11 protein-coding genes are annotated in these 14,344 nt (G+C 47.9%); 3 read left to right on the top strand and 8 right to left on the bottom strand.

The features are described from left to right. Positions 1 to 189: 189 nt before the first annotated feature. On the bottom strand, positions 190 to 1,848 hold the full coding sequence (locus JRJ22_RS06140) for a restriction endonuclease (RefSeq protein ID WP_206103682.1): 1,659 nt from the start codon (positions 1,846 to 1,848) through the stop codon (positions 190 to 192). 165 nt (positions 1,849 to 2,013) lie between these two features. Then, positions 2,014 to 2,715, bottom strand: coding sequence for an RNA polymerase sporulation sigma factor SigK (sigK, locus tag JRJ22_RS06135; protein WP_054939435.1), 702 nt, complete (start codon positions 2,713 to 2,715; stop codon positions 2,014 to 2,016). Between the two features lie 229 nt (positions 2,716 to 2,944). Between sigK and JRJ22_RS06130 the strand changes: the two genes are divergently transcribed. Beyond that, positions 2,945 to 4,090: a family 8 glycosyl hydrolase gene (locus tag JRJ22_RS06130; protein WP_206103681.1), complete on the top strand. Its 1,146-nt coding sequence runs from the start codon at positions 2,945 to 2,947 to the stop codon at positions 4,088 to 4,090. 252 nt (positions 4,091 to 4,342) lie between these two features. Here the strand turns inward: JRJ22_RS06130 and JRJ22_RS06125 are convergent, their stop codons facing one another. The 5 genes from JRJ22_RS06125 to JRJ22_RS06105 form a co-directional block, all read right to left on the bottom strand. Continuing rightward, complete coding sequence (locus JRJ22_RS06125) at positions 4,343 to 4,891, bottom strand: hypothetical protein (RefSeq protein WP_206103680.1); 549 nt, start codon at positions 4,889 to 4,891, stop codon at positions 4,343 to 4,345. Positions 4,892 to 4,929: 38 nt separating this feature from the next. Beyond that, positions 4,930 to 7,092, bottom strand: a complete 2,163-nt coding sequence (locus tag JRJ22_RS06120; protein ID WP_206103679.1) for an acyltransferase family protein — start codon at positions 7,090 to 7,092, stop codon at positions 4,930 to 4,932. Between the two features lie 206 nt (positions 7,093 to 7,298). After that, entirely contained in the window at positions 7,299 to 8,282 is a 984-nt protein-coding gene (locus tag JRJ22_RS06115) for a glycoside hydrolase family 43 protein (RefSeq protein ID WP_206103678.1), read from the bottom strand. A 37-nt stretch (positions 8,283 to 8,319) separates the two neighbouring features. After that, complete coding sequence (locus tag JRJ22_RS06110) at positions 8,320 to 9,423, bottom strand: Gfo/Idh/MocA family protein (protein ID WP_206103677.1); 1,104 nt, start codon at positions 9,421 to 9,423, stop codon at positions 8,320 to 8,322. Positions 9,424 to 9,458: 35 nt separating this feature from the next. Then, on the bottom strand, positions 9,459 to 10,118 hold the full coding sequence (locus tag JRJ22_RS06105) for a ThuA domain-containing protein (RefSeq protein ID WP_206103676.1): 660 nt from the start codon (positions 10,116 to 10,118) through the stop codon (positions 9,459 to 9,461). Positions 10,119 to 10,289: 171 nt separating this feature from the next. Here JRJ22_RS06105 and JRJ22_RS06100 point away from each other — a divergent pair, with 171 nt between their 5' ends. Continuing rightward, a complete protein-coding gene (locus JRJ22_RS06100; protein WP_206103675.1) occupies positions 10,290 to 11,126 on the top strand; it encodes an AraC family transcriptional regulator in 837 nt (278 codons plus the stop codon). A 524-nt stretch (positions 11,127 to 11,650) separates the two neighbouring features. Here JRJ22_RS06100 and JRJ22_RS06095 read toward each other — a convergent pair. Next, entirely contained in the window at positions 11,651 to 12,622 is a 972-nt protein-coding gene (locus JRJ22_RS06095) for a LacI family DNA-binding transcriptional regulator (protein ID WP_206103674.1), read from the bottom strand. 125 nt (positions 12,623 to 12,747) lie between these two features. On the opposite strand from JRJ22_RS06095, the gene JRJ22_RS06090 reads away from it, so the two are divergent. Then, positions 12,748 to 14,163 carry a glycoside hydrolase family 1 protein gene (locus JRJ22_RS06090; RefSeq protein WP_206103673.1) on the top strand — a complete coding sequence of 472 codons (1,416 nt, stop codon included), beginning with the start codon at positions 12,748 to 12,750 and terminating at the stop codon, positions 14,161 to 14,163. Positions 14,164 to 14,344: the final 181 nt, after the last annotated feature.

Here is a 14,344-nt window from a genome sequence, read left to right as displayed (position 1 = left end):
AATCCATAATCATTAGAATTTTGACTATAGCTTTGTTCTCTTCAAAACAGTAATGGTTTATGGTTTACAAAAAACTTGAAGATATCAGTGCTTTTATTACATATTTGAAAATATAAGGATAGTGCTATTAAGATAAACTTTCAATATTATTGCATTACCTTTCTCTCTACAAGAACTTCACAGATTATTTCACAACTGAATCTTCGCATAAATCCCCTGCTCCTCTAGCATATGCAAAAGTACCCGGCCATCAATTAATTCAATAGGCTTGTCCTTGGCAAAGCTTCTGGCATCGGGACCATACGTTGATGTGGTAACCAAAATCCCTTTCGATGCATTCTCGTTCATCATAGTACCGTATAAGTCGCGGACTGCAGCTACCTCTACAGTATTCTTATATCTTTTTGCTTGAATCACATATTTCCCACCAAATACAGGGCGCGGGTCAAAAGCAATGACATCGACTCCACCATCTCGGCTTGAGCGTGTCAGTTTGGATTCAAGACCAATTTTCGAAAACAAGTTACATACCAGGTGTTCAAAATCAAAAGGGTCCATCTCCAAAAGATTGGTTCGTGTATCAAGTGTAGATATCATATCTCTTTCATTTACAAATCGTTTATCGTACATGACAAGATCGACAATGGGTTTGACTGGGGTGAGTTCAGTTACTGAAGGAGAGAGCTGGGCTCTGAGACCTTTAACACAGGCAAGAATATCCACTCTGGCGAGATCGAACTTCATAAATTCGTCTTTCCGGGTCTGAATGGTTAATATGCATGGCCGAATGTCGAGTCCAGTACTTAAGTCTACTGTGGATACCACTCCATTAAATATTACAGAATCCAAATGATTGCCTTGGTCTGCTTCAAAAAGCTCATGAAGCGTACGGAGTGCTATTGAAGCCACAAGTATAGAGTAGATCTCATTCAATTCCTTGGGTTTAAAAGGAACCTCTTTGATCTCATCCCGGCTCTGTGTATACTTATATTCCTTATTCTGTGGTACAGCCGTCACATCCGGTAATTCATACTCAACTAATAATTCTTTGCTCTCTTCCAAATAAAACAGATTAAATGTTTGGGGAAAAATGTCACTGTAATTAGAACGTTCCAGAACCAAAGTGCTGTAAGCTTCAATCGCCTCTTTGTCTTTATTGAAATAGCTGGTTTTAAAATCATTAATGGAGCCATTATGAGATGCTATTTCCTCTAAAAACAAACGCTTTGCCTCATCATATTCCGCTCTTGCAGAGCTGAGGAAGATTTCATTTTCCTTAATTAGTTCATTTCTTCTAATTTCTGCAGACTCATAATCCAGAAGGGCATATTTGTATGTATTCTCTGCTGCTTCAATAGCTCTTAGGCGCGCTTTTTTCCCGAGGCCAATGATCTTCTCTATAAAGGAGGGTTCCATATCAACGCTTGCAAAATAGCTTTCTCTCAGCGGTACAGGGTTTTCTGGAACTGGCTTAACATAGGGCTCTATGTACTCTGGAAATTCATCCTTCTTATAAAGGGATTCGAATGAAATCTTGTCATCCACACCGAGCGTTTCACTTATGATTGATTTAAATTCGTTCAGCCGATAAAGAGTTTCTTCGTTATAATCATTCGTTTCTTCTTTACGTCCTTCTATGTATAGCGCCTTTTGTTCTTTTTCATATGCCTTTTGCTCACGTATAGATTGTTTAATGGCACGCTCATTCTCACGTTCATATTGCCGCTGTAGTCTTAAATGTCTTTCCTGCTCACGAATAGCGGAATTTCTTGACCTTTCAGCTGCACGTTGCGCTTTTGCAGTTTCTTTAATCATTTTACTGACTGTACTTCCAAAACTACGAGCCACCTTTACCCCTCCAGATTACGTATTAACAGGATTATTTGTTTATCCAAATTATAACATCAAATTTCAAATGTTTTACATGGAAATGCTACTTTTTACATAATTCTATTGAACTATGCGCCTTAATTTCGACAAAAAAGAGTCTGTCAAATGACAGACCCGATAGTCTCACCGCTTCGCCTTATAAAACTCATGATACAGCTTCATGAGCGCCCTTTTCTCAATCCGCGAAACATAACTGCGGCTGATCCCCAGCTCCTTCGCAATCTCCCGCTGCGTCCGCTCTTCCCCGCCGGTGTCCAGGCCGAAGCGGCCGACGACTACCTCTTTCTCACGGTCATCCAATATATCCAGATTACGATATATCTTACTCTTCTCGATCTTCAGATCCACTTCTTTAACAATATCATCCGCATCGGACCCGAGGATATCGATCAGCGTAATCTCATTACCTTCTTTATCCGTCCCTATCGGATCATGCAGGGATACGTCCTTTTTGGTCTTTTTAAGCGATCTCAAATGCATCAGGATTTCGTTTTCAATACAGCGGGCAGCAAATGTAGCCAGTTTCGTGCCTTTGTTCGGGCGGTAGCTTTCAATTGCCTTGATCAGCCCGATGGTGCCGATGGAGATGAGGTCTTCCATGTCTTCGCCGGTGTTGTCGAATTTTTTGACTATATGGGCAACAAGCCGCAGATTGTGTTCAATCAGCAAATTTCGCGCTTTGGCGTCTCCCTCGGCCATCATTCCTAAGTATTTGCTCTCATCCTGTTCAGACAGGGGCTGGGGGAAAGCATTATTTCTGACGTAGGATACCAGCAATGTCAGTTCTTTGATCAGCAGCGCTATCGTGCTTATTATTCCTGGCAACTTGGCGACACCTCCCGTACATGTACAATGAAACCGGACAGTAGTGAGAACTACGGGTTCATGGTCCTTTTATTCTATGTGGGTTATTGCCTATAAGTGCATGTACGGGGAAATTGGTACAAAACCTAATACGCAGCAGCTATACTTTTTCGGGAAAGCGCTTTAATTTGGACACCTCCCCCTATGCTATACTTTGGGCACAATCAAACTTGAACATCTGGAGGCTGCGATGAAAATCTGCAAAGAAGGTTCCTTTTATACGCGTGAATACCGAAATCTGTTCAGTGAGCTTGGGTTTAGTGATGAGGAAATCAGCAACAGACTTGAGTATACGTGGACTGAATTGTTCTACGGTGCACCTGAGGTCCGCATTTACCATCCAATGGATGCCGATATGGGCTATATTGTGGATACGGGCAACTCGGATGTGCGGTCAGAGGGCATGTCCTACGGGATGATGATGGCTGTTCAGATGAACAAAAAAGAAGAATTCGACCGGTTGTGGAAGTTCGCCAAGGTCTTCATGCAGCATACGGAGGGGCGCTACAAGGATTATTTTGCCTGGCACTGCAAACCCGACGGAACACGGCTCTCCCAGGGGCCGGCACCGGATGGAGAAGAATTCTTCGCGATGGCGCTCTTTTTTGCCTCAAGCCGCTGGGGGGACGGACCGGAGCCGTTCAATTATTCCGGGCAGGCCCGGATTATTCTCCGTGCTTGTGTGCATCAGGGTGAAAACGGCGAAGGGGACCCGATGTGGGACCCGAAGACCCGGCTGATCAAATTCATTCCCGAATCCCCTTTCAGCGATCCGTCTTACCATCTGCCGCATTTCTATGAATTGTTCGCCCTGCAGGCGGATGAACAGGACAGAGCCTTCTGGACCGAAGCCGCAGCGGCGAGCCGTGCTTATTTGCACACCGCTTGTCATCCGGTAACCGGCCTGTCGCCGGAATACGCCAATTATGACGGGTCACCGGCTGAACCCCAGCCTCATGGAGACTACCGTCACTTCTTCAGTGATGCCTACCGGGTGGCGGCCAACATCGGTCTCGATTACGAATGGTTCCGCAGGGATCCCTGGCAGGTAGAGCAGTCGAACCGGATCCAGGCCTTTTTCCGGGATATTGAGATTACGGATTACCGCCGGTATACCATTGACGGCCAACCTTTCGATGAGCCCTCCCTGCATCCGGTCGGGCTGCTGGCTACGCTCGCCATGGCCTCACTGGCTGCCGATGGTCCCGATGCCGAATCCTTCGTCAGACAGTTCTGGAATACGCCGCTCCGTACCGGTGTAAGGCGGTATTACGATAACTGCCTGTACTTCTTCAGCCTACTGTCCTTGAGCGGAAATTACCGGATTTATGGATAGAATCTAAAACGAGTTCAACTTATAGCGGTACAGGAAAAGGATCCTCCCGGCTGAAATGGCCGGCAGGACCCTTTTCCACATTCAACATTCTTTCTAATCGAATATGTCAGTATTCAATAAAACTTAGCCGCCCCATTCAACCTCGGCAAGGCGTCCGCCGATACCTTTTCACAAACTCCGTTCTCGCTGCTTATTACTTCGTAACTTTAAAGACATCAACCGATATATTGAACCCGGAGGACAGCTCGTTCTTCACACCGATATTCTCGATTCGTATGGTATGATTCCCGCTGGCAAGGTCTGGGGATTGGAATATGGAGACCCCATGCCGGAAGCTTGCGCTATAGAAATCGACAGTTCAGCGGTCGCCAGCTTCCCGTCAACATAAACATTAGCTTTCCCACCGTTCACATCTGTGTTGGCTACAAGCTCCACCTTCTTGCCCGTGAAGTTAAATTGGGCGTAATTGCCTTGTACCCCTGAATATTTCACTGTCCCACCGGAGTTCAAGACAGACACATTGGTCTTCCATATGCCCTTAAACTGAACGAAAGCATTCGTCTCCTCGAACCGGACTACAGCTTCCTTAGGGGGTACCGCAACCGGCTGACCGGTCACACGGAAGCTGTCTACATTAATAAATAAAGACGGCTGTTCTTTGTTATTCTTGGTCTGTCTGTTCGCTTCGGCCCATTCAATTGTTATAGTGTGCAGGCCGTACGGCAGCTCTTGTTTGAAGATGGATTGCTTTGTCTTCAGGGATCCGCTTTTTAGGGATGGAGAAGCGCGGGATATATGCAACTAAGCAGTTGCGATACCTTGGCTTCAGTGCTATTCAATTAGGATGGTGAAGCCGTGTCTGTCTGCGGCAGTCTTTTCTCCTGCTCCATGAATCGTTTGCCGGGCTTAACCCTGGCACTCAACCCGGTTACTGCTGTTTTCAACAACGATGCCAAACCGAGGGTAAGCAGGACACAAATGAGATTCAGGACAGGATCATTTACAGACCACTCTAGGCCTTGCCGGAGATCCGTCCCAATAGTAAGCATCCGTTCATGAACCAGATAAATTTCCAGACTATGCGTGCCGCAGAAGGAGATGAACCAGAATCTACTCCACCCCCGACCTGCAATCCATTGCAGCAGCCCCGACACAAACAAACTTAAAGGCAGCGTCATTAAAATAAAGGGATACCACCAAAGACCATAACTCCATATATAGTCGGTCATATATTTCTGTGTCGCTACCAGCAACACCACGCCGAGCAGAAGCATTCCGGTATACACCAGCAAATTCAGCTGCGAGATAGCCTGTTTCTTTTCGATAAGATAGCCAATAAGCACCCCCACAAAAAATATCGGGATTCTGATCGTGAAAATCAGCAAATAAGAGAGTGAAGTTCCGGATAGAACCACGCTGAAGAGCAGTCCAATAAGGGCGGCAGCCGCAGCGGTAATTACCTTATTTTTAACCGAGAAAAAGTACATGAACAGAGGGGTAAGCAAATACAGGACCAGCAGTGAAGGGACATACCAATCAAATCTGCTATCCAGCCCCAGCCAGAAGCTAAGAGTGGTCAAATTCAGAATGACATCCGTAAAGGACATTTCACCAAGTGCCCAGTACAGGAGGCAAAATATCAATACCACCGGAAGATACGTTGGAAGAATCCGCAGCAGCCGCCTCTTGTAAAAGGTTGCAATGCCAACATTTTTACGGTATGCGTAGTATAAACCCAAACCCGAAACAAGCAGGAAGATGTCTACCCCGCCATATCCATAGGCTTTCAGTTGACCCAGGACCGGAACAGAGGACACATCGAATGTCGAGTGATACAGCATTACCCACAACATCGCTAATCCCATAAGCTGGGTACGGTACGTACTAATCAGCTTGTAATTAAGCTTTTTTTCATGGATCACCTCTTGAAGGGCCGCCCTGTCGCGGGGAGATGGGTTTGCAGGCATCAGACTGGACAGTTTTTTGTAATTCAGCGAAAAAAGAATACCTAACGCAGCTTCCGAAAGAATGACTAACTCTGCATTGGAAATGAGCACGGGGATCGCTACAACGGCAAGAACGATAATCACCCAGGGCACCGGATGGTTCAGGTAGGGATCTATGTACCGGTTAAGCCACAGCAGGATTCGCATCGCTACATAAGTACAGCCAAAAACCAGCCCCCACATGAGGACAATGTGCAGACTGCCCAAACCGAGACGGTCAAAAGTCAGGATGAAGAACAGATGGGTGAATAAAAATAAAAACGAATGCTGCCCGAAATATAAAATCAAGTTGGAGGGTGAATAGCTTCGTTTCCTTCTGAAGATGAAAAAGGCCCCAAATAAGACAAACAGGGACAGCAGAAAATATTTCACGGACATATTATATTTAATAAAATCCGCCTCATGCAGTCCTCCGTAAGAGAATATGCCCAATAACAGCGCTGCACCCAGAGCTAAAATAAGATTCATCTTATTGCTGCATCTGTAAGCGAACACTCCAGCCACAAAAGCAAATATCCAGGGGAAATAAGTGAAGCCTATCGTCTCCGTGAACAGCATGGATTTCAGCGGAAAGTCCGGCAAGTGGTTCCCGATAAAATAATGTACTGAGAATAGAAGAAGCGGCAAGAGAAGATAAACAACGAGCGCGGGCTTCAAATATTTCTCCAGGAGAAATACACTGAGCACTCCGAGTGTGATGATCTGGGGAACATCCATTACTGAAAAAGCCTGAACATCCGGTCTCCACATGAGATTATACGAGAATCCGATGACAGCGAAAAGCACATAGAAGCTGAACAGCGACAGGAAGCTTTTTCTGCGGGCCTGGAAGGTGGTAGTAACACCCGAGACTGCAAAGAACAGTACTGGTGCCAGACTGGCGATAATCTGAAACACACGTTCATTGCCATTAAAATAAATAGGAATATGAGCCACAATCATCAAAATACAGCTAAATCCTTTGATAGCATCCAACGAATAGTCATATTCCTTCAATTCTCTCACATCCTTTTCCGTTAGGTTTCTATTTCACACATAGAGTATAGAGGTTTGATGCCGACTTTCCATCCCTCAAAGGTGTAAGAATGTTAAGAAGTGCGCATCGCAGACATGCAAAAAGACTGCAGATTCTCCCCTAAGGGCAGATATCCGCAGTCCTCTACTAGTTGCAGCACACTATATTCTTTCTATTTCCTGAAAGCTTACTCTGCGTAAGGATCAATCGTTTGAATAGTTCCGTCGGCATTATATTTCAGCTCTGTATATTTCACGCAGCGTTTGTGATTGACGCCTTCGGATAAGGAGCTGTCATGATAGAACAGATACCATTTATCTTCAAACTGGACGATAGAATGGTGGGTCGTCCATCCGATGACCGGAGTAAGGATGGTCCCTTTGAAGGTGAACGGTCCCAGCGGATTCTTGCTGATGCCGTAAACCAGCTTGTGAGTAGTACCGGTTGAATACGACAGGTAGTAATAATCGTTATATTTGTGAACCCATGGTCCTTCAAAATATCTCCGATCTTCGTCACCGGCGAGAATCGGATTGCCGTCTTCATCCACGATCGAAATTTCCTGCGGCTCTCCTGCAAATGACAGCATATCCTCACTCAGCAATGCTACACGCGGGCCGATCGCCGGCTTGTCTGCCGGCGGCCCCTCTGTCTGCGACGGTTCAAAGCTGCCGGTCTGCCATTTCTCCAGCTGTCCGCCCCAGAGTCCACCGAAATAAATATAGGCTTGATCGTCCTCATCCACTAATACGGCAGGATCTATGCTGTAGCTGCCCTTGATATAATCCGGTTCTGCCTGGAAAGGTCCAGCGGGAGAATCTCCCGTTGCCACACCCAGTCTGAATATTCCGTCATGATCACGTGCAGGAAAGTACAGATAGTATTTATTGTTCTTATACGCAGCATCCGGTGCCCACATCTGGGCGGAAGCCCATGGAACATCCCGCAGGTGCAGCGCTTCGCCATGATCCACGACAGAAGCATCGAAGTTATCCAGGGACAATACATGATAATCCTCCATCGCATATTGGTCCCCATTATCGTTATCCGGCCCGTCGTGATCCAGATCGTGTGAAGGATAAATATAAATTTTATTCTCAAAAACATGGGCTGACGGATCAGCTGTAAAGATGTGGGTAACAAGCGGTTGATTAGGTTTGATGTTCGTCATGATTTCAGACTCCTTATAATTTATTTACTGGATTGCTCTAACTCAGATAGCCTTTAATGAGGCCAAGCGGCAAAGGTCTTGGCTGTTCACAGCGGGTTGCCAGCTCCACATAACGTCTGGTGTCCGAGCTGGTATGGAAGGCATTCATAATTTCAAGGACATGACCCGCCAGCTCGCCGGCCGCCCGCGGCTTGTTGCCGGATGTAATGCAGTCAGCAATGTCGGCGACACCGATCCCCCTGCTGTTGTCGGCATAATTATGCACCAGCGGAATTTCCGTAAATGCGCTGCCGTTCGCCGGCTTCAGCAGGATCGGTCCGCCGAAGGTATTAGGATCGGGAACAATCAATGTTCCGCGGGACCCGTAAATCTCGATGCGGGGCAGCGTGCTGTCCCAGACATCGAAGCTTGTAATAACCGTGGCCACTGCGCCGCTGACGAATTGTACCGTACCGGCAACATGGGTCGGCACCTCAACATCAATCTTCTGCCCGAACTTCTTCGAGCTGGTAATCGTACGCTGCGCAAAGGAAGTTTTGGTCATGCCGCATACCGTGGCAGCCGGTCCCAGCAGAGATACCAGGGCAGTGAGATAATAAGGCCCCATATCAAACATCGGACCTCCGCCACCCTTGTAATAGAATTCCGGGTCCGGGTGCCAGCTCTCATGCCCGTGACAGACCATGAACGCCGATGCCGCTACCGGTTCCCCGATAAACCCGTCATCGATTAATTTCCGGCAGGTCTGAAGCCCGGCACCAAGGAAGGTATCCGGCGCACAGCCGATCATCAGGCCTTTTTCTTCCGCCAGTTTAACCAGTTCATTCCCATGCTCCGGTGAAAGCGATAATGGCTTCTCGACATAGACATGCTTGCCTGAGAGCAAGGCCTGCTTACATACCTCGAAATGTCCTGCCGGTGTAGTCAAATTGACTACAATCTGAATCTCATCAGAAGCAAGTAATTCTTCAGTCGTCCAGACATGCGGAACGCCATATTTCTCAGCCGCTTCCTCTGCCCGTTCTCTGAACACATCGGCGCATGCGAAAACTTCTGTATTTACAAACAGCTGCGTAAGATTCTCAAAATAGATCCCGCTGATATTGCCGCAGCCGACAATTCCGACCTTAACCTTATCCAAAAACGATCCCACCTTACGTTATAAAGTCACTTGAGTTATCTGGCAGCCCACACGAATCCCCTGCGCATCAGTTCTTTGGCTTCCGGAATATCGAAGATGTCGGCATGATGGCCAAGCGAGTTATAGAACACTTTGCCCGCGCCCCATTTTTTGGTATACACGACAGGCATCGTAATGGCTCCGTTAGCGGAATGAGGCCCTTCGCTTACTGAAAAAGTGGTGGTTGCCAGTACATTCACCGTAGGATCTACATGCAAATAATACTGCTCCGATTTCACTTTGAAATCCTTAATCCCTTCAACAATCGGACTGGAGCTGGAAGGCACCATGTTGACCTCATAGTCCACGCCGTCGTTAAACGGATGGGCCACCCATTGCGATCCGGTCATAAATTGCCATTCCACACTGTTGCGGAAGGAATCGCACATGCCGCCGTGGCATCCTGCCAGACCTACTCCGGATTCTACGGCCTTCAGAACGGGCTGAAGCTGCTCATTGCTGATCTCGCCCATCGTCCAGATTGGAACGATCAGATTCAGTCCCAGTAATTTCTCCTCATCCTTGAAGCTATCTAACGTATCGGAGATCTCAACTTCAAAGCCTTCTCCCCGCAGCAATTCAGCGAAAACTTCAGATACCTGGACCGGTTCATGCCCATCCCATCCGCCTCTAACAATCAGTGCTTTTTTCGTCATGAATTACATGCTCCTTTGGATTATAAAGAATGGATATTGTATATTCGCTCAGTTCAATTGTAATGCAAGCGCTCTATTACGGCTCGTCATTTTCATTGCCTGGATGGTCATTTTTTGCTATTATCCAAGAATAAATGGCTTGCTGTTTCTAAAAAATCAAAGGAGCTCCGTATGAAGGCCTATCATGAAAACCGTATGTACCATTCCACCCTCCCGTTTAGCTGCGACTACTCGCATAATTTGAATTTCCTTGCCCATTGGCATAATGATCTTGAACTTATGTATGTGTGTGAGGGCTCCATCCGCATGGGAATTAATCTGGAGAGCCGGGTTCTCCACAAGGGAGATATGGCATTTTGCAGCAGCGGAGATATTCACTATTATGATAGCAGTGACTGCGAATCGACTATTCTGCTGCTCATCTTCAATCCCCAGCTGATCGGCAGCCCCGGGGGCTGGCCGAAGGACGTTCGCCTGACAAGCCCGTTTATCACCGCTGGTGACACAAACACAGCTGCCGGAATACAGCTTCTTTCCAGGGCGTCCCAGCTTATCCTTCAGTTGAATCAGGAGTCTGAAGCTGAGTTGCCGCAGCATGAGCTATTTATTACCGGAATGCTGTATGAGCTCTGCGGGCTGATCCTGCGGCATCTCCCTTGTGAGCCCGCTGATCAGAAAAAGGATAAGCGGCGGATGACCAGCATGAAGATCATGCAGGCCGTACTCGATTATCTGGAGACCCACTATTCGAGCATGATCACCCTGGAGGATGCAGCCAAGCATGCGGATATGAGCCTGTTCTACTTCTCCCGGTTCTTCAAGAGCACCACAGGTATGAGCTTTATCTCCTACCTGAACCATATCCGGGTGAACAAGGCGGAAGAGATGCTGCTGAATACGGACAAGTCGATCATCGATATTGCCCTTGACTGCGGATTTACGAATGTAAGAACCTTCAACCGGGTGTTCAAACAATTCAGGCACAATACACCGTCAAGCTTACGGTAGAGCCCCCCACGAAGCGTCCTGGCAGATCGGAAATACCGCACCGTGACCTGACAGGTCTATACCACCGCGTCGCCTTCTGCAAAACTTGGAACGCACCTGCCCAACACGTCACCGGAACTGCCCCCGCCAAGCATTTAGTTGGTTTTTATCCACTTAGTTCCACCTATTATCAACTTTAATAATCATTAGTTGGATAATCGCCACTTAGTTTTGCAGGAATCATCCTTTCAAGGCCAAAACAGCAGTATTAAGTGGCGTTTTTCCCACTAATGTTCTCCGGCCGGCAGTTTACCCGGAATTAGATGGCGAATTTCCACTTCGTTAATCAGCAGAGCCCTGTAGACTTCTCCTCATATAGATCACAAACTGAATCCGCGCTACCTCCCTAAGGCTTCAATTCCAACAGACAGGCTGTCCTTTCAGGGACAGTTAATCCTCAATATTTACTTTTCCTATATAAAAAAAGAGCCAATCCAAGCCAGTCATCTCCATGACCAGCCGGACAGCTCCTTCTGCTATATCCCTTACGTAGTGGCCCGCTGAACCAGCCTGTACTGCAGCTTCTGCTGCTCTTCTTCCACACCCTTCAGCTTGCTGAGCAGCAGATGAAAGGCATTCTTCGCCTGGTCAGCAATGGGATTATCGATGGAGGTGATGCCGAGCGTGTGGGCAAGCTCCGTATTGTCGAAGCCAACGACAGCCAAATCTTCCGGAATCCGCAGCTGCTGCCGGCGTGCTTCACTCACAATGCCTGCCGCTACCAGGTCATTGGCGCAGAGGATGACATTAGGCCCCTCCTCAGTGCCAACCAGCAGCTCCCGGACCAGCTGCTCTCCTTGACGAATAGAATATACACCGGTGCGTGACCAGTGGGGGTGTACAGGCAGCCCGTACTTCCTCATTGTGTCCTCATAAGCGTTGATGCGGCTGAGGGTATTCATACTGCTTGGCCTGCCGAATGCATTAGCAATACGGGTGTATCCCCTTTGAATAACATGTTCAAGCCCAAGCAGATAGCCGTCATATTGGTTCATCGCAACCGAAGCAATCTCCGGAAGCTCCATTCGCTGCCAGGAGACTATCGGACCATATTTGCAGTAGGAGTCTAACAGGGCCAGATCATTAACACAAGTACTGATTACCAGCGCATCCACTCTTTTTCTGCGCATATCCTCGAAGGCCTGGAGCTCTTTTTGGGGATCGCCGCCGGAAGTATATATAATTGTCTGATATCCATGCCCGCTTGCCGTCTCGACGAAGCTGTTCAGGAATGGCAGCATCACTTCATTAATCCCCTCCGTAACCATGCCGATCTGCTGGGTCTGCCCTTTGGACAAGGAGATGGCATTGCCGTTTGGGACATAATCCAGCTCCTCCATGATATTCGTAATTTTATCTCTCGTCGCCTGGCTCACATGGGGGGAATGATTCAGCACTCTCGACACGGTGGCTTTGGAAAATCCCGACAGCTTGGCAATTTGATCAAGATTCGACATGAGGCTCTCCTTAACTTTTCAAAAAATACTTGACATGTAACGCGTTACAACATTTAGCATGCAATTGCAGGACATATTATAAGCATACCATAACTCTCAAATATCAATAAAAAGGCGGGTTAACAATGAGCGTACAATTTCCTGAAGGCTTCTTATGGGGCGGCGCAGTAGCGGCCAACCAATGTGAAGGTGCATATAATGAGGACGGCAAGGGCTGGTCCACCCAAGACGTGGCTCCGCAAGGCATCAAAGGACCGATCACCGAGGTGCCGACCGAGGATAATATGAAGCTGGTAGGGATTGATTTCTACCACCGGTATAAAGAAGATATCAGGCTGTTTGCCGAGATGGGCTTCAAGGTGTTCCGTACCTCCATTGCCTGGTCCCGGATCTTTCCGAACGGCGATGAGCTGGAGCCTAATGAGAAGGGTCTGCAATTCTATGACGATCTGTTCGACGAATGCCATAAATACGGGATTGAGCCGCTCGTTACGCTCTCCCACTACGAGACTCCGCTGCATTTGTCCAAGCAGTATAACGGCTGGGTCAACCGGGATTTAATCGGCTTCTACGAACGGTATGCCAGAACCGTGTTTACACGCTACACAGGTAAAGTGAAGTATTGGCTGACCTTTAACGAGATCAACTCCATTCTGCACGAACCGTTCATGAGTGGCGGGATCTACACACCGAAGGAACAGCTGAGCAAGCAGGATCTGTATCAGGCTATCCATCATGAGCTGGTGGCCAGTGCCTCGGCAGTAAAAATTGGCCATGAAATCGACCCTGAAGCCAAAATCGGCTGTATGATTCTCAGTATGCCTACCTACCCGCTGACTCCGAACCCGGACGATGTGATCGCAGCGATGAAATCAGAGCACATGAACTATTTCTTCGGCGATGTGCATGCAAGAGGTGTATACCCTGGTTACATGAAGCGTTACTTCAGAGAAAACGGCATCGAGATTCATATGGAACCAGGAGATGCGGAGATTCTGAAGCACACGGTGGACTTCATCTCCTTCAGCTACTACGTGAGCATCTGTGAGACCGGCGACGACAGCAGACGTAACCAAACCGAAGGCAACCTGTTCAGCGGTGCAGCGAATCCGTACCTCGAAGCCAGTGAATGGGGCTGGCAGATTGACCCGCAGGGTCTGCGCTATGTGCTGAACATGTTCTACGACCGCTACCAGAAGCCGCTGTTCATTGTTGAGAACGGGCTCGGCGCCAAGGATGTGCTGATCACAGGCGAGGACGGTGTGCCGACAGTCAATGACGACTACCGGATCAAATACTTGAACGACCATCTGGTTCAGGTGGGTGAAGCGATCGAAGACGGCATCGAAGTGATGGGCTATACCTCATGGGGCTGTATCGACCTGGTCAGCGCCTCTACCGCAGAGCTCAGCAAACGTTACGGCTTCATCTATGTAGACCGTCACGACGACAACACGGGTACGCTTGAGCGCTACCGCAAGAAATCCTTCTACTGGTACAAGGACGTTATTGCTACTAACGGACAAAGCCTGCAGCGTTAAAACCTGCACCTGGGCATACAAAAACCCGCAAGCCTCTCCAGCTCCTGGAGGCTTGTGGGTTTTTCGGTTTCAGTGTCTGCTGCAGATTTACCCGGTGAGTGGCCGCCCGTACCCGGATTCGCCTTATCGTGACAACAGCATGAAGTTCCGCACAGAAAAGGAAGATTTTGCTTCTTTGTTT

The sequence above is a fragment of the Paenibacillus tianjinensis genome (assembly GCF_017086365.1).
GTDB classification, from domain to species: domain Bacteria; phylum Bacillota; class Bacilli; order Paenibacillales; family Paenibacillaceae; genus Paenibacillus_AQ; species Paenibacillus_AQ tianjinensis.
The sequence above is the reverse complement of the archived record's forward strand: the minus strand, read 5'-3'. Positions and strand labels throughout refer to the sequence as shown.

What these genes read in the sequence shown, in the direction of transcription:
- JRJ22_RS06130 (WP_206103681.1), top strand. Translation starts at nt 2,945, where the DNA reads ATGAAAATCTGCAAAGAAGGTTCCTTTTATACGCGTGAATACCGAAAT.
- JRJ22_RS06115 (WP_206103678.1), bottom strand. Translation starts at nt 8,282, where the DNA reads ATGACGAACATCAAACCTAATCAACCGCTTGTTACCCACATCTTTACA.
- JRJ22_RS06105 (WP_206103676.1), bottom strand. Translation starts at nt 10,118, where the DNA reads ATGACGAAAAAAGCACTGATTGTTAGAGGCGGATGGGATGGGCATGAA.
- JRJ22_RS06100 (WP_206103675.1), top strand. Translation starts at nt 10,290, where the DNA reads ATGAAGGCCTATCATGAAAACCGTATGTACCATTCCACCCTCCCGTTT.
- JRJ22_RS06095 (WP_206103674.1), bottom strand. Translation starts at nt 12,622, where the DNA reads ATGTCGAATCTTGATCAAATTGCCAAGCTGTCGGGATTTTCCAAAGCC.
- JRJ22_RS06090 (WP_206103673.1), top strand. Translation starts at nt 12,748, where the DNA reads ATGAGCGTACAATTTCCTGAAGGCTTCTTATGGGGCGGCGCAGTAGCG.